This is a genomic window from Sphingomonas sp. (genome assembly GCF_036388215.1).
Classification (GTDB): domain Bacteria; phylum Pseudomonadota; class Alphaproteobacteria; order Sphingomonadales; family Sphingomonadaceae; genus Sphingomonas.
In genome coordinates, this window is sequence record NZ_DASVSH010000022.1 from 1 (window position 1) to 20287 (window position 20287).

General features: G+C 65.0%; 19 protein-coding genes and 1 pseudogene. 9 read left to right on the forward strand and 11 right to left on the reverse strand.

Translation table 11 applies throughout. The features are described from left to right. The first annotated feature begins 54 nt into the window (after positions 1-54). From VF617_RS09080 to mazG, 3 genes and pseudogenes are all read left to right on the forward strand, one after another. Positions 55-822: an MBL fold metallo-hydrolase gene (locus tag VF617_RS09080; protein ID WP_331014560.1), complete on the forward strand. Its 768-nt coding sequence runs from the start codon at positions 55-57 to the stop codon at positions 820-822. Next, positions 819-1478: a retropepsin-like aspartic protease family protein gene (locus tag VF617_RS09085; RefSeq protein ID WP_331014561.1), complete on the forward strand. Its 660-nt coding sequence runs from the start codon at positions 819-821 to the stop codon at positions 1476-1478. Before VF617_RS09080 ends, VF617_RS09085 begins: the two co-directional genes overlap by 4 nt. Before the next feature lie 105 nt (positions 1479-1583). Then, positions 1584-2324, forward strand: a pseudogene (gene mazG / locus VF617_RS09090) (nucleoside triphosphate pyrophosphohydrolase); the annotation flags it as partial. A gap of 225 nt (positions 2325-2549) precedes the next feature. Here mazG and hflX read toward each other — a convergent pair. The 7 genes from hflX to dusB all read right to left on the reverse strand — a co-directional run bounded on the left by hflX (position 2550) and on the right by dusB (position 11700). Beyond that, on the reverse strand, positions 2550-3839 hold the full coding sequence (gene hflX, locus VF617_RS09095; RefSeq protein WP_331014562.1) for a GTPase HflX: 1290 nt from the start codon (positions 3837-3839) through the stop codon (positions 2550-2552). 6 nt (positions 3840-3845) lie between these two features. After that, positions 3846-4427, reverse strand: coding sequence for an RNA chaperone Hfq (hfq, locus tag VF617_RS09100; RefSeq protein ID WP_331014578.1), 582 nt, complete (start codon positions 4425-4427; stop codon positions 3846-3848). Positions 4428-4489: 62 nt separating this feature from the next. Continuing rightward, positions 4490-5869, reverse strand: a complete 1380-nt coding sequence (locus VF617_RS09105; protein ID WP_331014563.1) for a sigma-54 dependent transcriptional regulator — start codon at positions 5867-5869, stop codon at positions 4490-4492. Further along, positions 5866-8121: a sensor histidine kinase gene (locus tag VF617_RS09110; protein WP_331014564.1), complete on the reverse strand. Its 2256-nt coding sequence runs from the start codon at positions 8119-8121 to the stop codon at positions 5866-5868. The genes VF617_RS09105 and VF617_RS09110 overlap by 4 nt, the downstream gene beginning before the upstream one ends. A 59-nt stretch (positions 8122-8180) precedes the next feature. Then, positions 8181-9626 (reverse strand): nitrogen regulation protein NR(I), encoded by a 1446-nt coding sequence (ntrC, locus tag VF617_RS09115; RefSeq protein ID WP_331014565.1) that lies wholly within the window; start codon positions 9624-9626, stop codon positions 8181-8183. Continuing rightward, positions 9623-10726, reverse strand: a complete 1104-nt coding sequence (locus VF617_RS09120) for a two-component system sensor histidine kinase NtrB (RefSeq protein WP_331014566.1) — start codon at positions 10724-10726, stop codon at positions 9623-9625. The genes ntrC and VF617_RS09120 overlap by 4 nt, the downstream gene beginning before the upstream one ends. Next, entirely contained in the window at positions 10702-11700 is a 999-nt protein-coding gene (dusB, locus tag VF617_RS09125) for a tRNA dihydrouridine synthase DusB (RefSeq protein ID WP_331014567.1), read from the reverse strand. Before dusB ends, VF617_RS09120 begins: the two co-directional genes overlap by 25 nt. 82 nt (positions 11701-11782) lie before the next feature. Here dusB and VF617_RS09130 point away from each other — a divergent pair, with 82 nt between their 5' ends. From VF617_RS09130 to VF617_RS09140, 3 genes are all read left to right on the forward strand, one after another. Further along, positions 11783-12913 carry a bifunctional 2-C-methyl-D-erythritol 4-phosphate cytidylyltransferase/2-C-methyl-D-erythritol 2,4-cyclodiphosphate synthase gene (locus VF617_RS09130; RefSeq protein WP_331014568.1) on the forward strand — a complete coding sequence of 377 codons (1131 nt, stop codon included), beginning with the start codon at positions 11783-11785 and terminating at the stop codon, positions 12911-12913. Next, positions 12910-13434, forward strand: a complete 525-nt coding sequence (locus VF617_RS09135) for a hypothetical protein (RefSeq protein WP_331014569.1) — start codon at positions 12910-12912, stop codon at positions 13432-13434. The genes VF617_RS09130 and VF617_RS09135 overlap by 4 nt, the downstream gene beginning before the upstream one ends. A 68-nt stretch (positions 13435-13502) precedes the next feature. Then, complete coding sequence (locus VF617_RS09140; protein WP_331014570.1) at positions 13503-14033, forward strand: CinA family protein; 531 nt, start codon at positions 13503-13505, stop codon at positions 14031-14033. Here VF617_RS09140 and VF617_RS09145 read toward each other — a convergent pair. Then, a complete protein-coding gene (locus tag VF617_RS09145) occupies positions 13964-14455 on the reverse strand; it encodes a type II toxin-antitoxin system RatA family toxin (protein ID WP_331014571.1) in 492 nt (163 codons plus the stop codon). The genes VF617_RS09140 and VF617_RS09145 overlap by 70 nt on opposite strands. Then, complete coding sequence (gene lipA, locus VF617_RS09150; RefSeq protein ID WP_331014572.1) at positions 14448-15386, reverse strand: lipoyl synthase; 939 nt, start codon at positions 15384-15386, stop codon at positions 14448-14450. The genes VF617_RS09145 and lipA overlap by 8 nt, the downstream gene beginning before the upstream one ends. 56 nt (positions 15387-15442) lie before the next feature. Here lipA and VF617_RS09155 point away from each other — a divergent pair, with 56 nt between their 5' ends. After that, a complete protein-coding gene (locus VF617_RS09155; protein WP_331014573.1) occupies positions 15443-16072 on the forward strand; it encodes a carbonic anhydrase in 630 nt (209 codons plus the stop codon). Here the strand turns inward: VF617_RS09155 and VF617_RS09160 are convergent. Beyond that, positions 16069-16839 (reverse strand): polyphosphate kinase, encoded by a 771-nt coding sequence (locus VF617_RS09160; RefSeq protein ID WP_331014574.1) that lies wholly within the window; start codon positions 16837-16839, stop codon positions 16069-16071. The two genes, VF617_RS09155 and VF617_RS09160, sit on opposite strands and share 4 nt — an antisense overlap. A 56-nt stretch (positions 16840-16895) precedes the next feature. Continuing rightward, complete coding sequence (gene aspS, locus VF617_RS09165) at positions 16896-18692, reverse strand: aspartate--tRNA ligase (protein ID WP_331014575.1); 1797 nt, start codon at positions 18690-18692, stop codon at positions 16896-16898. A gap of 92 nt (positions 18693-18784) precedes the next feature. Between aspS and rnd the strand changes: the two genes are divergently transcribed. After that, positions 18785-19957 carry a ribonuclease D gene (rnd, locus tag VF617_RS09170; RefSeq protein ID WP_331014576.1) on the forward strand — a complete coding sequence of 391 codons (1173 nt, stop codon included), beginning with the start codon at positions 18785-18787 and terminating at the stop codon, positions 19955-19957. Then, positions 19954-20250, forward strand: a complete 297-nt coding sequence (locus tag VF617_RS09175) for an I78 family peptidase inhibitor (RefSeq protein ID WP_331014577.1) — start codon at positions 19954-19956, stop codon at positions 20248-20250. Before rnd ends, VF617_RS09175 begins: the two co-directional genes overlap by 4 nt. Positions 20251-20287: the final 37 nt, after the last annotated feature.

A 20287-nucleotide genomic window follows, 5' to 3' on the forward strand; every position in this document is an offset into this window, starting at 1 on the left:
CCCCCCCCCCCCCCCCCCGCCGCGTCAACCAGTCTTCTTTCAATCAACCGCCGCATGAAGGTCCGGATCCTCGGCTCGGGCACGTCCTCCGGCGTGCCTCGCATCGGGAACGACTGGGGCGCATGTGATCCCGGTAATCCAAAAAACCGCCGCACGCGTGCCTCGATCCTCGTTTCGACCGAAACCACCCGCATCCTCGTCGACACCAGCCCCGATTTACGGCAGCAGTTGCTCGCTGCTGACGTTTCCGACGTCGATGCAGTGATCTGGACGCACGATCATGCCGATCATTGCCACGGCATCGACGACCTTCGCCAGATCATGCACGCCAGAGGCGGCGAGCCCGTGCGCGGCCTGGCCCGGGCCTTCACGCGCGAACAGCTCGAGCTGCGCTTCGCTTATGCGTTTAACGGCCGCGCGCTCTATCGCCCCACCGTGCGGATGGAGGCGCTGCCCGATGCGATCCGGATAGGCGATATCCACGTAACCGTCGCCGATCAGCCGCATGGCGGCATCACTTCGGCAGGGTTGCGCTTTAATTACGATAATAAATCAATAGGTTATGCTACAGACTTCCATGAAATGAAGAACGATATGCGCGCGCTCTATTCAGATCTCGATCTGTGGGTCGTCGATGCGCTGCGCCGAGCGCCGCACCCGACACATCCCAATCTCGAGTCGGTGCTAGGTTGGGCAGGGGAGTTGGCGCCGCGCCAGACGGTGCTTGTTCATATGGATAATTCCATGGATTATGCCGAACTCGCCGCGACTTTGCCCAAGGGCGTGGAGCCGGGCTATGACGGCATGGAGGTGGCGCTTTGAACGACGATCTGCTGAGCGGGATCCTGCTGGTCGGCGTGCTGGCGCTTGCCGCGCGCGCGATGCTGTCCCGCCGCGCCTCGTTCGCCACGATGCTCGGCAGCCTGTTTTCCTGGGCCGCGATCGGCCTGGTGCTGTTCCTGGGCTTCAATCATCGCAGCCAGATCGACGCGTTTTTCGCCCGTATAGGGGGGTATGAGGAGCAGCGCGCGGAAGGCGGCGTGGTCCGCATCCGCATGGCGCGCGACGGCCATTTCTGGGCGAACGTGAGGCTCAACGGCTTCGAGCGGCGGATGCTGATCGATAGCGGTGCAACGATCACCGCGCTGTCGATCGAGACTGCGGCCGCCGCCGGCATCGATTCGCAGAGCGGCAAGCCGCCGGTGAAGATCGAGACGGCGAACGGCACGGTCGATGCCACGCAGGGGGAGGTCGACAAGCTTGAGATCGGGCCGCTCAAGGCCAAGGATATCAAGGTCGTCGTTTCCGAGAGTTTCGGCGACATGGATGTGCTCGGCATGAATTTCCTGTCGCGGCTCAAGTCGTGGCGGGTTCAGGGCAACGAACTGATCCTCGAGCCCGAGGGCGCCGCCGGTATCGAAGCTGCGCCGGTGCAACAGGCGCAGCCGCCCGCGAGAACCCGTGGAGCCGATCGATAGCGGCTCATTAGCACAGCGGAAGCATCCCCCGGCGAAAAACAGGAATAGATTTTACATAATGTATATTATCGTTCTTGCCGATGATGCAAAAGGGCCCCTCTCCGCATGAGTACAGCGCAGATCGAACGCCTCGTGAATATCATGGCCCGGCTGCGCGATCCGAAAACGGGCTGCGAATGGGACACCGTCCAGACGTTCGATACGATCGCCCCCTACACGATCGAGGAAGCCTATGAAGTCGCGGACGCGATCCAGCGCGGTGACATGGCCGATCTCAAGGACGAACTCGGCGATCTGCTTCTACAGATCGTCTTCCACAGTCGCATCGCCCAGGAAGCCGGCCTCTTCGAGCTGGCGGATGTCGCCGCGGCGATTAGCGACAAGATGGAGCGCCGCCACCCCCATATCTTCCTGGGCGCTGCCGAGGGCGGCCATCACCTCTGGGAACAAATCAAGGCCGAAGAGCGGGGGAGCAAGGGGACGGGAGGCGCGCTGGATGGTGTCGCACTCGGTCTCCCCGCCCTCCTCCGCGCCGAAAAGCTCCAGAAACGCGCCGCCCGCACCGGCTTCGACTGGCCCGATCCCAGCGGCGCCCGCGCCAAGATCGACGAGGAACTGGCCGAGGTTGAGGCTGCGGCGAGCGATGCCGAGCGGGAGGAAGAGATTGGGGACCTGTTGTTCGCGGTGGTCAATTGGGCTCGCAAGCAAGGTGTGGACCCTGAGGCGGCGCTACGCGGCGCGAATGCCAAATTCGAAAAGCGCTTCAAGGCGATGGAGGCTGACGCTGGCGATGCGTTTGTGGGACTCGACCTCGATGCGAAGGAAGCGCTCTGGGTGAAGGCCAAGAGCGGAGGCCTGCAAACTATCTACATGGCGCTCGGAAATGAAGGCACCGAGGTCTGGCGGCCCATCGAAGCAAGCCGCATCGCCGAGGGCCTGTACCTGGTCGAGGGTCGCATGCCGGATGATGAGGATTGGCAGTTCGCGCCGGGCACGCGCGTTTGGTGTGAATTACGGAAATTCGGTGATGGCACTATGCGCAAAACCGCCATCCGGAAGCATTCTTAGGCGCTAACCCCGCAACCCAAACCGCTCATGATCCCGAGGCGCCATTCGCACTTCATACACGGCTTGGTCGCCCTCCACGCGCTGCTGGATGACTTCGCCATGCTGGTGCAGCCATGCGGCCCCCGCGCCGTCCCCCGCGTCAAGCGTCACGACGTACCGCCGATGCGCCTCGGTCAGCCGCGATGCGACGGTCTCGATCAACGCTTCGACACCCTCTCCGGTCCAGGCGGATATCGGCATGACGTCCTCGCGTTTCGATGCTTCCTCGATCAGGCTGGCGCGCCGCTCCTCGTCGATCAGATCGAGTTTGTTCCATGCCTCGAAGCGGGGCGTCTCCAGTGCGACCCCGATCTCGCCGAGCACCTTTTCCACATCGGCGCGCTGCGCCTCCGTGTCGGGATGCGCGATGTCGCGGACGTGAATCAGCAAATCGGCCGAAATCACTTCCTCTAGTGTCGCCTTGAACGCGGCCACCAACTGGGTCGGCAGTTCGGAGATGAAGCCCACCGTGTCCGAAAGGATCGCCTTGTCGATTCCCGGCAGCGAAATCTGCCGCAGCGTGGGGTCCAGCGTCGCGAAGAGCAAATTCTCCGCCATGACGTCAGCACCGGTCAGGCGATTGAAAAGCGTGGATTTTCCGGCGTTGGTATAGCCCACAAGCGCGATCACGGGCCAGGGCGCGCGCTGCCGCCGATCGCGATGCAGCCCTCGCGTCCGACTGACCTGGTCCAGCTCTTTGCGCAGCCGCGCCATGCGGTCACGGATCAGGCGGCGATCGGCCTCGATCTGGGTTTCGCCAGGACCGCCGAGAAAGCCGAAGCCGCCGCGCTGGCGCTCGAGATGGGTCCAGCTGCGCACCAGTCGCCCGGCCTGGTAATCGAGATGCGCAAGCTCCACCTGCAAACGACCTTCCGCCGTGCGCGCGCGTTCGCCGAATATCTCCAGGATGAGCCCGGTGCGGTCAATGGCCTTGCACCCGAGCCCGGTTTCCAGATTGCGCTGCTGGACGGGCGTGAGCGACGCATCGAATACGACGAGCTGCAAGTCGCGATCGCGCACGGTCTCCGCCAGCGCCTCCACCTGCCCCGAGCCGATCAGCGTGCCGGGCTTGGGCTGGCGCAAGCGAAACGAGACCTTCTCGATCACTTCCACGCCGATCGCCATCGCCAGTCCGGCGGTCTCCTCCAGGCGCGCCTCGGCATCGCGCGAGCTGCCGCCGGTGTCGGGATAGACGACGGCCGCTCGCGCCCCGCGAGAAAACTCGCTGGCGTCGCGTTCAAATCCAGTGCTCATGAATGCTTAATCGTCGTCGGCCCCGTTCGTTTCCTCGGCCAGGTTCAGCGGGTGCGCAGGCTGGATGGTGGAAACCGCGTGCTTGTAGACCAATTGCGCCATTCCCTCGCGCTGGAGCAGCATGCAGAACAGATCGAAAGCCGCGATCTGCCCTTGCAGCATCACACCGTTGACCAGGAACATGGTCACATTTTCCTGCTGCTTGCGTACGGCATTGAGGAAGATTTCCTGCAAAACCGGGTTCTTGGCCTGATGTTCTCCCAACGAGTCCAAAAGCTGGACCATGTCCAGCGGGCCCGATGGCATGATTGTGGAGATCGCGTGCTTGTAGATAAGCTGCGATTGCCCGTCGCGGCGCAGGAGCACCGAGAAATTGTCGAACCAGGTGACGATCCCTTGGAGCTTGACGCCCTTGACGAGAAACATCGTGACCGGAGTCTTCGATCGGCGGAGCGAATTGAGGAACAGGTCCTGAAGCGAAGTGTGCTTGTCGGCCATTTTTAACAGCCTTTCATGTTCTTGGCGGGATTTGCCCGCTTGGCGCGCCGTTTCCCGGCGTCGGATCGCTTGCCCGTCCCGGCCCGCAATACACTAATCTAGGTATTCGCGGGCGGTGCGTCCAGTTGCCGGTAATCGAGTACAGGCCCAGTCTATTCCTCGCGGTTCTCGCTGATGCCCAACAGCTTCAATTTGCGGTGCAGCGCCGATCGTTCCATGCCGATGAAGCTCGCGGTGCGTGAAATGTTGCCCGAGAAGCGGCGGATCTGCACGCGCAGATATTCGCGTTCGAAGCTTTCGCGCGCTTCCTTCAGCGGCGCGCCCATGATCGCGCTCGATCCCATGCCGCTGGCTGACTCGCTGGGCGTGCCGAGCACTTCGGCGGGCAGCAGGTCCAGCTCGATTCGCCCGATGCGATCGCCGGGCGCAAGGATCACGGTGCGCTCGACGATGTTGCGCAGCTGGCGGACATTGCCCGGCCATTCATAGCTCTGGAGCGCGACCATGGCGTCGGGCGCCACCTCCGGCGTGGGCACCCGGCGGCCGCTGGCATAATGCGCGACGAAATGCTCGATCAACACGGGGATATCCTCGCGCCGCTCCGTCAGCGGCGGAATCGACACGGGGACGACGTTGAGCCGGTAGTACAGGTCTTCGCGGAAGCGCCCCTCGGCGATTTCGTTCTGCAGGTTGCGCGCCGTGGCTGAGACCACGCGCACATCGACCTTCACGATGCGCGTGCCCCCTACTCGGCTGAAGCTCTGGTCGGTCAGCACGCGCAGGATGCGCCCCTGGGTCGCCAGCGGCATGTCCGCGATTTCGTCGAGGAACAGCGTGCCGCCATGCGCTTGTTCCAGCAGGCCGGGGCGCACCAGATCGCCCGCCTCCTCCACCCCGAACAATTCCTCTTCCACCCGTTCGGGCTGCATCCGCGCGCAGCTCACGATGATGAACGGGCCGCCGGCGCGCTGGCTCCAGCCGTGAAGCAGCCGGGCCGCGACTTCCTTGCCGATGCCGGCGCCCCCGGTGATCAGCACGCGGCTGCCGGTTGACGCCACGCGCTTGAGCGTCGCGCGCACGCCGTTGATCGCCCCCGATGTGCCGGTCAGATCCTCTTCGCGGCCCACCGAGGCGCGAAGCGAGGCGACTTCGCGCTTCAGCCGCTCGGTCTCCGTAGCGCGCTCGACCATCAGCAACAGGCGCTCGGCTTCGAAGGGCTTTTCGATGAAGTCCGCCGCGCCGCGCCGGATGGCGGCTACGGCCGTGTCCAGGTTGCCGTGGCCGGAGATCACCAGCACGGGGATCGATGCGTCGCGCCGCTTGATCTCGTCAAGCAGTTCCAGCCCGTCGAGCTTCGATCCCTGAAGCCACACGTCGAGCAGAACCAGGCTCGGCCGCCGCTCGGCGATCGCCTCCAGCGCGGCGTCGCTGTCGCCGGCTCCGCGCGTGGCATAGCCCTCGTCTTCCAGTACGCCGGCGACCAGCTCTCGGATGTCGCGCTCATCATCGACGACCAGGATATCGAGGCTCATGACTTGGCTCTTCCAATACGCGTGAGAACAGTGGGGCCCGGATCGGCGCTGTCGCCTTCGATGGCGCCGTCCATATTGGCGAGCAGCTCGGCATCGAAGCAGATTGTCACCAGCGTGCCGCCGCCCGGACGGTCGGAGAAGGCGATGGTGCCGAAATGCTCCTCGACGATCTTCTTGACGATTGCGAGGCCCAGCCCCGTGCCGCTGCTGCGCGTCGTCATATAGGGTTCGACGATCCGGTCGCGCTCGATCGGCAGCCCGATGCCGTTATCCGCAACAGTCAGCAGCACGCGGTGGTCGCTCCCGGCCTCTATCGCCATGCGCACTTCGCCCTGGGGCAGCGCCTCCCCTTCCCCACGCGCCTCGATCGCCTCGACGGCGTTCTTGACGACGTTGGTCAGCGCCTGGCCCACCTGGCGGCGGTCGCAGATGATCGTCGGGGCATCTTCGGGCGCATCGAGTTCGAAGCGGATCGTGGGGTGGGCCACTTCGTGGAGAAACAGCGCCTGGCGCGCGATATCGAGCAGCGATTCCTCGCGGAACAGCGGCTTGGGCATCCGCGCGAAGGATGAGAATTCGTCGACCATCCGACGAAGATCGCCAACTTGGCGGACGATCGTGCTGGTCAGCTTGGTGAAAGTCCCGTCATCGGCTTCGATCTTCTTGCCATAGCGGCGCTGGAGGCGTTCGGCGGCGAGCTGGATCGGCGTGAGCGGATTCTTGATCTCGTGCGCAATCCGGCGCGCCACATCGGACCAGGCGGCTCGGCGCTGATCGTTCAATTGCTGGGTGATGTCGTCGAAGGTGAGCACTTGCCCCGCCTCGTCGCGCGTGATCTTCACGGCCAGGGTCAGCGCTTCGCCCCCGGTGGTGATTTGCACCACGGCTTCGCGCTCCTCTCCGTCCAGCATCGCGTCGAGTTCGGGCGCTATCTTGCGGAGCGGCCGGCCCACCGGGTCCTTGCTGCCGTGGCGTAGCAGCGCCATCGCGGGCGCATTGATCAGCCGCACGCGGCGATCGGCGGCGATCGAGATGACTCCGGCGGACACGCCCGACATCACCGCCTCGATCAGCGCCCGGCGGCTTTCGAGCTGCGCGTTTGCCGTCACCAGTTCGGTGCGTTGCCCTTCCAGCCTTGCGGTCATGCTGTTGAACGCGCGCGCCAGCGTCCCGATTTCGTCCTGCGCCTTGGGCTCAGGCACGCGCACCGCCAGGTCGCCGGCCGCGACTCCCCGCGCCGCCCCCACGAGCTCGCTGATCGGCCGAACCAGCCGGTCCGCCACGGCTATCGCCACCCACACCGCAATGCCCACGATCAGCAGCGACAGCGCCAACAGCGCGCCGTTGAACTGGAGCTGGAGCGAGCGGGACCGCTGGCGCAGGGCCGCATAATCCGCCTGGATCGCCGCCGCGCGCTGCATCTGGGTGGCAAGCGCCTCCTCGAAAACGCGCGCGGCATAGATATAGATCCGGTTCGGCCGATCGAGATAGGTGAACACGCCAATGCGGTCCGGGCTGCGCACCACCACGCTCTCGGTGCCCTTGTCGACGCTTGCCACCATTTCGGGCTTGATGACCTTTTCCAGGTCTTCGCGCTCATAGGGGTTGACCAGCGCGAGAGACTGGATTCCGTTCTTGGGCGAGATCTGGACGATCAGCGCCTCGGAGAGCTCGCGGCGGTAAAGCTGATAGGCCAGGCCCTCGGTAAAGGTCTTCCCGTCGATCGACATGGATTTGAGGTAGAAGCGCAAATCCTCGCGCATCGTCACGGTCTCGCGGTTGACCCGGTTGACCTCCCAGGAATAATTTTCGCGGGCCAGTGAACTGGCATTCTCCAGCATCCCGCGCGCGCGATCCGAGAACCAGAATTCGACGCCGTACTGAAACAGCAGCGACGAAACCACGGTGACCAACAGAACCGGTACGGCCGCCAGCACCGAAAAGATCGCGACCAGCCGCACGTGCAGCCCGCTTCCCCCGCCCATCCCCGCGCGCGCCGAGCGGCTTCTGGCGATCCGCCTGCCGATCAGCACGAGAAGCGCGACGCCCGGAAGCAGGTTCGCGACCAGCAGCAGGGCGACGATCGGCGGCGCCAGCAGCCGTTGCGAGGCGCCTTCACCGGTAATGGTGAAATATGTGACCGCGGCAAAAGTGATGGCGAGCGCGATCACGCCCAGTTCGATCACCGGCGTCACGCCGAACCGCCGCTTGCGCGGCACGGTTTGGGTTATCGGCTCAGCGACGGCAGTCATCGTTGCCGCGATACAACAAGAATGTGGCCGAAAGAACACACAATCAGCGTTAGCTGTCGCTAATTGGCACCATCCGGTCGATTTCCGCTCGCGTCTATCCCCAGCGTGTCCAGCCGCTTGCGCAGCGTGTTCCGGTTGATCCCCAGCGCTCGCGCCGCCCGCAACTGGTTATGCTGGTGCCGCGCCAGCATCGCTTCGATCAGCGGCCGTTCGACTTCGCCGATGATGCGGTCGTACAGGCTGCCGTCGCCCAACGCCCGGGGTTCTTCGATCGCGATCCGCTCGAGACGCGCGCGCACCGCTGCTTCGATTCCCGGATCGCGCGCGAGCGGCTGCTGGCTCGACTCGCCCAGCGCCCTGCGGATCGCTTCCGCGTCGATCCATTCGTCGCGGCTGAGGGCCGCGATGCGCCGCATCAGATTCTCAAGCTCGCGGACATTGCCGGGCCAGTCATAGCCTTCGAGCACAGCCACCGCGTCGCGATCGAGCTGCTTGCGCGGCAGCCCATCCTCGGCCGCCCGGTCGAGGAAATGCCGCGCGAGCAGCGCCACGTCCTGCCGCCGCTCGCGAAGCGAGGGCAATGCGATCGGCACCACGTTCAGCCGATAGAACAAATCTTCGCGAAACTGTCCCGCCTGGACCAGCGCGCCCAAGTCCTTGTTCGTCGCGGCAACGATGCGCACGTCCGCGCGGATCGTCCGTGCGCCGCCCACGGTGGTGAATTCGCCCGATTGCAGCACGCGCAGCAGCCGCGTCTGTGCGTCCATCGGCATGTCACCGATCTCGTCGAGGAACAAAGTGCCCCCCGCCGCCTGTTCGAACTTGCCCGCAACCCGCGCCGCCGCGCCGGTGAAAGCGCCTCGCTCATGCCCGAACAATTCCGCCTCGATCAGCTCGCGGGGTATCGCCGCCATGTTGAGCGCCACGAACGGCGCGCGTCGCCGGGGACCCAGGTCGTGGACTGCCTTCGCGACCAGTTCCTTGCCCGTGCCGCTCTCGCCCGAGATAAGCACCGTCAGGTCGTTCGAGACCACGCGGGCGATCACGCGATACACTTCCTGCATCGCGGGGGAGCGCCCGATCAGCGGCGTGCCCGCGCCCGCTTCCGCATCGGGCAGGTCGAGCGGCCCACGGCGGCCCTTGGCGATCGCGCCGCGCACCGCCGCGGTCAGCACGTCCAGGTCGAAAGGCTTGGGCAGATAATCGAACGCGCCCACTTCGGTGGCGCGCACCGCCGTCGCCAGCGTGTTCTGCGCCGAGAAGACGATTACTGGCAGCGCCGGATGCTCGGCCATCAGGGACGCGACGAGATCAAGGCCATTGCCGTCGGGCAGGCCCACATCGGTCACCAGCACATCGGGCAATCCTCCGCCCAGCGCGCGCCGAAGCTCGCTTATGCTGGCGGCGGTGGTGACGCCATGCCCCTCACGTCGCAGCGCCGCGGCTACCACGGTGCGGATCGCCGCATCGTCGTCCACGACGAGCACCGTGCCCGGCGCGTTCATGCCGCCCTCGGCAACAGGATGCGGAACACCGTCACGTGCTCGCGCTCTCGATCCTGCTCGCGGGCATATTGGATGATCCCTCCCTGATCGCGCACCAGCTTCTCGACCAGCGGCAGCCCGAGGCCCTTCCCCTCGGGCTTGCCCGATACGAACGGCTCGAACAGATGCTCGGCAATGTCCTCGGGCGCGCCAGGGCCATTGTCTATCACCAATATCTCGATCGGCAGCGGCTGGCGCGGGCGGCCCGGCCCGGTGCTCATCGACATGCCGTGGCGATAGGCGGTCGCCAGCGTGATCCGCGGCTGCGCCAGCCCACCAAGCGCCTCGGCGGCGTTCTTGAGCAAATTGAGCATCACTTGCTGGAAGGCGTCGGGATCGATCATCACGGGGGGCAGCGACGGATCGAACCGCTCCTCGATCACCATTCCCCGGGCAAACCCCGCCAGCGCCACCTTCCGGGCATGGTCGAGCAGCGGATAGACGTTGGTCGGCGCAAGCTTGAGCGGGCGCGTGTCGGTGAAATCCTCCATCCGGTCGATCAGCGCCACGATGCGATCGACTTCGGTAGTGATCAGCCCGGTCAGCTCGCGATCCTCGCCGCTGCTGGCGAGCAGTTGCGCCGCGCCGCGAATGCCCGATAGTGGGTTCTTGATCTCGTGCGCCAGCATCGCCGCCGCGCCCACCGCCGCGCGCGCGCCGGCAGTGCGATCCGCCCCCTGCGCCACCCGGCGGGCGTGCGGGGCGTGGTGGAGCGTCACGATGCGCCAGCCGGGGCGGTCCGCGATCGGACTCTCGACGAAATCCACCCGCAGGCGGGGCCCGCGCACCGCTTCGATTTCGATGTCGAACGCTGAAAAGCCGTGCCCGTCCCTGCGCTCGGCATAGCCCTCCGGCGGCAGCAGCACGGCGTCACAAGGCTGCCCCACCATCGCGCTCTCGCTATGGTTGAGCATCAGTTCGCATGCGGGATTGGCTTGTGCGATCCGGCCATCGGGCCCGATCAGCAGTACGGCCACGGGCAATGCGCCGAACAGCTCGGCGAAACCGGGCCCGGCATGCGGCTGCGGACCGGCCCTCAGGCCGCTTCGCGCGAGCGCCACGGTGCGTAGAATTCGTCGAGCATCTCCAGCACCCTTTTGGGGTCGGAGACCTTGTTGACGTTGTTGCGGAACTCGGCCGAGCCGTGGATGCCCTTGGTATACCAGCCGATATGCTTGCGCATCATGTTGACGCCCACTTCGTCGCCATAATGCGCGAGCGTGTCGATATAATGCTCGATGATGACGCGATATTGCTCGTCCAGGCCGGGATCCGGGCGATGCCCCCTCCCCGCCAGTGCGTCCATCACCTGGCGCAGCACCCAGGGGCGCCCATAGGCCCCGCGCCCGATCATCACGCCGTCCGCGCCCGACTGCGCCAGCGCGGTGCGGGCATCCTCCACGGTCAGGATATCGCCATTGGCGATTACCGGGATCGTAACGGCATCCTTCACCTTGCGGATAAAGCTCCAATCCGCCGAGCCCTTGTACATCTGGTTGCGCGTGCGGCCGTGCACCGTGACCATCTTCGCGCCGATATCCTGGGCGATGCGGGCAAGCTCGGGCGCATTCAGGCTGTCATGACACCAGCCCATCCGCATCTTCACGGTAACGGGCACGCTGACTGCCTTCACGCATGCCTCGATCAGCGCCGCGGCGAGCTTCAGGTCGCGCATCAGTGCCGATCCCGCATCGCCGCTGGTCACCTTGCGCACCGGGCAGCCCATGTTGATGTCGACGATCGCCGCGCCGCGATCCTCGCTCAGCTTCGCGGCCTCGGCCATTTCGTGCGGCGTGCAGCCGACGAGCTGCATCGAGACGGGATCCTCGATCGGGTCCCACGCGAATTTCTGGAGCGACTGGCGCGTCTCGCGGATCGCCGCCTGGCTCGCCACCATTTCGGTGACGTTGAGCCCCGAACCGAATCGCCGCACCACGCGGCGAAACGGCAGGTCGGTAACGCCCGTCATAGGCGCGAGCAGCACCGGCTGGTCGATCCGCACGGGACCGATCTGGATGGGAACGAGTTCGCTCATGATCTGCCTGAAAAATAGGCACGAGCGGCTAGCGGCACAAGCGATGATTGGCAAGCGCGGTGTCGCGCGCTAGCGCGGCGAAATGAAGACCGCCGCGCTGATCGTCGCCGCAGGACAGGGCGTCCGTGCCGGCGGCGGAGTCCCCAAGCAATTCGCGATGCTCGCGGGCAAGCCTATGCTGGCCCATAGCTATGGGACGCTGATCGCGCATCCCGGCGTGGACGAGGTGCTGGTGGTGATCGGCGAAGGCCAGGAAGACGCGCTCGCCGCCGCCCTTGGCCCCATTCCTTTCGTTATCGGCGGAGCGATTCGCCGCGAGTCGGTCCGCAACGGCCTTGCGGCGATCGATGCGGATCGGGTGCTGATCCACGACGCCGCCCGCCCCTTCCTGAGCCCCGACGTGATCGACCGGCTGCTTGACGCCCTGAACAGCCATGAAGGCGCGATCCCTGGGCTCCCGGTCACCGACACGCTGGTTTCAGCGGCAGGCGAGCCCGTTCCTCGCGACGGGCTGACGCGCGTTCAAACTCCCCAGGCCTTCCGCGCGGCCACGATTCGAGCCGCGCACGATTCCTGGCCCCAGGATCAGGACGCCACCGACGACGCGCAGATGGTCCGCGTGCTCGGCCATGAAGTCGCCATCGTCGAAGGGAGCCGAGCGCTGGAAAAGATCACGCACACCGCCGACTTTGCCGCCGCCGAAGCGCGCCATGCCGCGACGTTGCGCGTCCGCACTGCCCAAGGCTTCGACGTTCACCGCTTCGCCGCGGGCGAGGAACTCTGGCTGGGTGGCGTCCGCATCCCCCACAGCCATGGCTTGTCGGGCCACAGCGACGCCGATGTCGCGCTCCACGCGATCACCGATGCACTGCTCGGCACGATCGGCGCTGGCGATATCGGCATGCATTTTCCCCCAAGCGATCCGCAATGGCGAGGAGCCGCCTCCGCACGCTTCCTCGAGCACGCGGCCGGTCTGATCGCCGCGCAGGGCGGGATTATCGACTTCATCGATCTGACCATCATCTGCGAGGCCCCGAAGATCGGCCCGCATCAGGACGCCATCCGCGCCCGCATCGCGGCGCTGTTGCGGCTTCCTGCCGCGCGGGTTAGCGTCAAGGCGACCACCACCGAGCGGCTGGGCTTCACCGGGCGCGGCGAGGGCATGGCGGCGCAGGCGATCGCAACGATCAGGATAGCGGAGACAGGGGAATGACCAGGATTTTTCGGGCCGCCGCCGTGGCGCCGATCGCGCTGCTGGCGACGATGAGCCACGCCGCGCAGACCGTGAAGCAGGATCAATGCCTGACCGCGGATGAGGCGAGCGCGATGTTCACCTCGGTCGCGCCTGGGCTGCTGCGCTCGGCTTCGGAAGCATGCGCCAGCGCGCTCCCCGCCGGCGCCTATCTGCGCGACAGGGGCGCTGCGCTGGCCGATCGCTATTCCGCGCCGGCGGCAGCCGCGAAGCCTTTGGCGATGGTGGCGCTGAACAAGATCGCCGGCGGCGAATCCGCCACGCCCGAGATGTTCGATATGATTACCGGATCGATGATCGGCGCTCTGGCGGCAGGCCAGATAAAGCCCAAGGATTGCATCAGCATCAACCGCGTAGTCGAGCTGCTCGATCCGCTCCCGCCGGCGAACATGGCTGGATTGGTGGTGGCGATCCTCGAACTCAGCGCCGCGGATGCCAGGAAGCCGGCGCCCTTCCAGATCTGCAAGTCCCCCACCGGCTGAGCGTCCGCGCGGGGGCGGAAGGAACGGACTCGCTTCGCACCCGCGACAGTGGCACAGGCCGCACCCTTATGGACACGATTCTCCCGGCCAAGCTGATCGAAGCCGCGCGCAAGGTGATCGACGCCAATCGCGCCGCTGGCCGCCGCGTTGCCGTCGCCGAAAGCTGCACCGGCGGCCTGGTCAGTGCCGCGCTCACCGAAATTCCCGGCTCGTCGGATGTCTTCGAAGCCGGCTTCGTCACCTATTCGAACGATTCCAAAACCGAAGTGCTCAAGGTGAGCAGCGACGTGCTGGAGACTTTCGGCTCGGTCTCGGTGGCCGTGGCCTGGAGCATGGCGCAGGGCGCGCTTCGCCGCTGCAACGCCGATGTGGCGGTTGCGATCACCGGGATAGCAGGGCCGGATGGCGGCACCGAAAAGAAACCGGTCGGCACCGTGGTCTTCGCACAGGCCGTGCGCGGCGCGGATCCCCAGAATGTCGAGGCGGATGCGCGGCAGTTCGAAAATAACGGCCGCGGCGGCGTGCGCCTTCAGGCCGCGTTATGCGCGCTCGAACTGCTGATGCCGGGCGATCCGGTCGCGGTCGAAGAATCGCCGTAAAGCCGCGCGGCCCGCTCTTCGAACGCATTGATCATCTTTCGCAGCGCCCGGTCGAACACCTGGCCCGCCAGCATTTCGAACACACGGTTCTTGAACGCGAAATCGACGCAGAAATCGATTCGGCAGCCTTCGTTTCCGTCGGGCGCGAACTGCCAGTCGTTGTTGAGGTGCTTCAGCGGCCCGTCGAGATAATCGACGCGGATATGCCTGGGCCGCTGCTTCTCGACCTTGGACGTGAAGGTCTCGCGCAGTCCCTTGAAGCCGACGATGACGTCGGCGACCATCTCGGTTTCGCTGTTCGAGCGTACGCGAACCGCGCTCACCCAGGGCAGGAACTCCGCATAGCTGCCCACATCGGCCACCAGGCCGAACATCTGCTCGGGGGTGTACGGCAGCGTGCGGGTTTCGGAGTGTTTAGGCATGAGCCTGGGCCGTCACCCTGCCCAATTTCGCCGCCCGTCCCGCGCGCATCTTTTCGAAGTCGTCGCCCGCATGATAGCTCGATCGGGTCAGCGGCGAAGATGCCACCAACAGGAATCCCTTGGCCCGCGCGATCGCGCCATAGGAGTTGAACGCCGCCGGGGTTACGAATTCCTGCACTTTCGCGTGGCGCGGCGTCGGCTGCAAATATTGGCCCATGGTGAGGAAATCGACATCGGCGCAGCGCATGTCGTCCATCACCTGGTGGATCTCCAGCCGCTCTTCTCCCAGCCCGAGCATCACCCCCGATTTGGTGAAGATCGAAGGATCGAGCCTTTTCACGGTCTCCAGCAGCCGCAGTGAGGCATAATATCGCGCGCCGGGGCGGATCGTCGGATAGAGCCGCGGCACCGTCTCAAGGTTGTGATTGTAGACGTCGGGCCGAGCCGCGACGATCATCTCGACGGCCGCCTCGTGCTTGTTGCGGAAATCGGGCGTGAGGATTTCGATGGTCGTCGTCGGGTTCGAAGCGCGGATCGCCTCGATCACCTTCACGAACTGCTTCGCCCCGCCATCCGGGAGGTCGTCGCGGTCCACCGAGGTGATCACGATATGCGCCAGCCCCATCTGCGCCGCGGCGTCCGCCACATTCTGCGGCTCCATGACATCGACTGCGCGCGGCATCCCTGTCTTGACGTTGCAAAAGGCGCAGGCGCGGGTGCAGGTGTCGCCCAGGATCATCACCGTGGCGTGCTTCTTGGACCAGCACTCGCCGATATTCGGGCAGGCCGCCTCTTCGCACACCGTGGTCAGGCTCTTCGATCGCATCAGCGCGCGCGTTGCGGCGAATCCTTCGGAAGTCGGCGCCTTGACGCGGATCCAGTCGGGCTTGCGGACGCGTTCTGGGCGCGGGAGCGGTGCCATTTCGTTCATGCCCCGCATCTAGCGAGCGCTTGATGCGGTTACAACACGCGCTACAGGGTTGGCGCATGACCGATTTCACCGACCTGCTCGACGGCTACCAACGCTTCCGCGGCACCGAATATCGCCGTCACCGCGAACGCTGGGCCGAATTGTCCGAAGGCCAGAGGCCCAAGGTGATGGTGATCGCCTGTTCGGACAGCCGGGTTGATCCCGCCCAGATCTTCGATACGTCGCCAGGCGAGATTTTCGTCGTGCGCAACATCGCGAATCTGGTGCCCCCTTTCGAAGTCGGTGGCGGCCGCCACGGCGTCTCCGCCGCGCTTGAGTTCGCGGTGCGCGTTCTGGAGGTTCAGGAAATCGTCGTGATGGGGCACGGCGCATGCGGCGGCGTCCATGCGGCCCTCTCGCAGACGTTTCGCGGCGCCGAGCCGGGCGCGGGCGGATTCATCGCGCACTGGGTCGATATGCTGGACGAGGCGCGTGACCGCATCGTCGCCAAATATGGCGACGGCCCCGAAGCGATCCGCGCCCTGGAACTCGAAACGGTGCGCGTGTCGCTCGCCAATATCCGGACCTTCCCCTGCATCCCCGAGCACGAGGCCGAGGGTCGGATCAAGCTCCACGGCGCCTATTTCGCGATCGCTGACGGCGTCCTGCACGTGATGGGCGAAGACGGAGAGTTTGGCCCGGCCTAACCCAAGGCCTCCCGCGCCACGCGCTCGACCTCCGGATCGAGCCTGGGCGGCTCCATTGATACCTTCGCCTCCAGAACATCCGCAATCGTGGTGAGCGCTGCGATCCGGGCCGCTTTCTTGTTATTCCCGTCGATCACGATCCACGGCGCGGCCTCGGTGCTTGTCCGCGCGAACATCTCGTCCATCGCCACCAGGTAATCCGCCCGCCGCGCCCGGTTGCGATAATCGTCCAGGCCAGTCTTCCAGCGCTTCCACTTATCCTCCAGCCGGTCGCGAAAGCGCTTGTCCTGCTCCTTCTGGGTGATGTGGACGAAGACCTTCACCAGCGGCGTCCCCGCGGCTAGCTGCTCGGCTTCGAAGGCATTGATCTCGTCGTAACCGCGCCGCCACTCTTCCTCGGAAGCATAGCCCTCGACCCGCTCGACCAGCACGCGCCCATACCAGCTGCGGTCGAAGATCGCGATTTCCTTTTCGGCGGGAAGGCGTGTGCGAAACCGCCAGAGGAAATCATGCGCCTTCTCCTCGTCGCTCGGTGCCGAGATCGGCCAGACATGGAAGAAGCGCGGGTCCCATCCGGCAGTCAACCGCTCGATGATCCCGCCCTTCCCCGCCGCGTCCCAGCCCTCGAACATCACGATCGCGCGGTTGCCATGGATGATATGGGCGTAATGGATGCGCTCGAGGCGCTGCTGGAGCTTCTTCAGCGCCTTGTCGTAATTGCCCGGGAATTTATCCCCGGCTTCGAAATCGCTGAGATCGATGGTCATATCTGCTCCGTCACGCCGAACGCGTTCAGGCTTCAACGCGCCGCGAGCGTTTCGGCTCAGCCCGCCTTCGGCCCGTCGCTCGCCAGTTTGATCGAAAGTTCCTTGAGTTGCTTCGCGCTCACCGCGGAGGGCGCCTGCATCATCAAATCCTCGGCCTTCTGGTTCATCGGGAATACGATGACCTCGCGGATGTTCGGCTCGTCCGCCAGCAGCATCACGATGCGATCGACGCCTGGGGCGGATCCGCCATGCGGAGGCGCGCCGAACTTGAAGGCGTTGATCATGCCCGCGAAGTTCGTGTCGACATCCTCCTGGGTGTAGCCGGCGATCTCGAACGCCTTGTACATGATCTCAGGACGATGGTTCCGGATCGCGCCCGAGCTCAGCTCCACGCCGTTGCAGACGATATCGTATTGATAAGCGAGGATATCGAGCGGATTCTTGCTCTCCAGCGCTTCCAGCTCGCCCTGCGGCATGCTGAAGGGATTGTGGCTGAAATCGATCTTCTTCGCGTCTTCGTCATATTCGAACATCGGGAAATCGACGATCCAGCAGAATTCGAAGCGGCTCTTGTCGATCAGTTCGAGTTGGTCCGCCGCGCGCGTGCGCGCCAGGCCGGCGAGCTTGGCCGCCTGCCCGGCGTTACCTGCCGCGAAGAAGATGCCATCGTTTGGCCCCAGGCCCATCGCGTCGGCGATCGCCTTCATGCCCTCCTGGCCGTGATTGTTGGCGATCGGACCCCCGAATACGCCATCCTTCTGAGTCGCATAGCCGAGGCCCGGGAAGCCCTCGCTCTGCGCCCAGGAATTCATGTCGTCGAAGAACTTGCGGCTCTTCTCGTGCGTGTTGGGCGCAGGAATCGCGCGGACGACATCCCCTGCCTCGACCATCGAAGCGAACCGGCTGAACCCCGAGCCCTTGAAGTGCTCCGAGACGTCGGTGATCAGGATCGGATTGCGCAGGTCCGGCTTGTCGTTGCCATATTTCAGCATCGATTCGCGATAAGGGATGCGCTTGAAGGGCAGCGGCGAGACCGAACGTCCCTTCCCCTCCCAATCGGCGAATTCCTCGAAGACCCCGTGAAGAACCGGCTCGATCGCCGCGAAAACATCGTCTTGCGTGACATAGCTCATTTCGAAATCGAGCTGATAGAACTCGCCCGGCGAGCGATCCGCGCGGGCATCCTCATCGCGAAAACACGGCGCGATCTGGAAATATTTGTCGAAGCCCGCGACCATCAGCAGCTGCTTGAACATCTGCGGCGCCTGAGGAAGCGCATAGAATTTGCCCGGATGCACACGGCTGGGCACCAGATAGTCGCGCGCGCCCTCGGGGCTGCTCGCCGTCAGGATCGGGGTCTGGAATTCGGTGAAGCCCTGATCGATCATCCGGCGGCGGAGCGACGCGATGACGTTCGAGCGCAGGACGATGTTCTTGTGCAGGCGTTCGCGGCGCAGATCGAGATAACGATACCGAAGCCGGATTTCCTCGGGATATTCAGCATCGCCGAACACGGGGAGCGGCAATTCCTGCGCGGCCGACTGGACCGTCACTTCGGCCGCGCGCACTTCGATCTCGCCCGTCGGCAGGTTCGGGTTCACTGCCTCGGCGGAGCGCGCCACCACCTTGCCAGTCACAGTGACCACCGATTCGCTATGCAGCGATTCGATCGCCTTGAATGCGGGCCCGCTCACGTCGGTGACGATCTGGGTGATGCCATAATGGTCGCGCAGGTCGATGAAGACCAGGTCGCCATGGTCGCGCTTGCGGTGCACCCAGCCCGAGACGCGGACTTCCTGCCCCACATCGGACGAGCGGAGTTCGGCGCAGTTGTGGGTGCGATAAGCGTGCATGGATTCAACTTTTTCGTGAGTATCGGACAATCGCGTGCGCTTTCCCCTCACACACCCTTTTGTCAACCCGAAGACCAGTCTATGGGGCCGCGATGCATATCCATGGTCTGATCGAGGACAGTGTAGCCCTCGCCAATCTCTGCTCTCGTTTCGCAACCAAGCCGTACATCTGCGTGGACACCGAGTTCATGCGGGAAAACAGCTATTGGCCCGAGCTCTGCCTGATCCAGATCGCCGATGACGAGGAAGCCGCGGCCGTCGATCCGATGGGCGGAATCGACATGACGCCGCTGCTCGATCTGATGACCGGCAACGAGGATGTTCTCAAGGTCTTCCACGCCGGCGGCCAGGACATCGAGATCGTCTACAATCTTACCGGCAAAACCCCCCATCCCCTGTTCGACACCCAGGTTGCCGCCATGGCGCTGGGGCAAGGCGAGCAGATCGGCTATTCCAACCTCGTCGATACCTATCTCGGCATCACGGTCGACAAGGGCGCCCGCTTCACCGATTGGGCCCGCCGCCCGCTCGACAAGCGGCAGATCGATTATGCGATCTGCGATGTCACCTATCTCTCCGAAATCTTCCCCAAGATGCTGGAGAAGCTGAAGAAGACCGGTCGCGGCGCGTGGCTAGACCAGGAAATGGAGCGGCTCGCCGATCCGGAGAATTATCGCAACGATCCCGATGAGGCGTGGCAGCGCGTCCGCGTTTCCAGCCGCAAGCCCGAAGTGCTCGGCCGCCTCAAGGCGCTGGCCCGCTGGCGCGAGATCGAGGCGCAGGGCAAGGATCTGCCGCGCGGCCGCATCATCAAGGACGAGACGCTGGCGGATCTGGCGGGGACGCCCCCGAAGAAGCAGGCCGATCTTGGCCGCGTGCGGGGTCTTTCCGCCGCCTGGGCCGGCAACGATATCGGCGGCCGCTTGATGGCCGCGCTCGGCGAGGCCCAGCCGATGAGCACCGAAGAAATGCCGTCGCGCGACGATCGCAAGCCTTCGATGGGCAAGGATGGCGCGCTGGTGGCGGACCTGCTCAAGCTGCTGCTCAAGATTCGCGCCAAGGAAATCAACGTCGCCTCCAAGCTGCTGGCGCGCACCGACGACCTGGAGGCGCTCGCCGCCGGCCAACGCGAAGGGCTCGCGATCCTGCAAGGCTGGCGCTTCGAGCAATTCGGCCGCGACGCGCTCAACCTGGTCGAGGGCCAGCTTGGGTTCACTGTGAAGAATGGCAAGCTCAAGATGACGCGCACGGAGGAACCCGAATGATCCGCTTCGCTTTGCCGATCGTGGCGCTGGCTTTCACCGGGTGCATGGATCGCGCGCCGCCCGAGACGGCCGGGGCCACCCCTCCGGGCGTCGAATGCAACAGCAATGGCCTGGAAAGCCTCATCGGCAAACCGCGCAGCGCAGCTGTCGCGGAAGAAGCAAAGCGTCTCTCGGGCGCCAATGCGGTGCGCTGGCTCACGCCGGGCATGATGGTCACGATGGAATTCCGCGCCGACCGGCTGAACCTCCATCTCGGCACCGACGGCAAGATCGGCTCCGCTCGCTGCGGGTGAGCTGGTCTCTCCCCTCCCTTCCAGGGAGGGGCCGGGG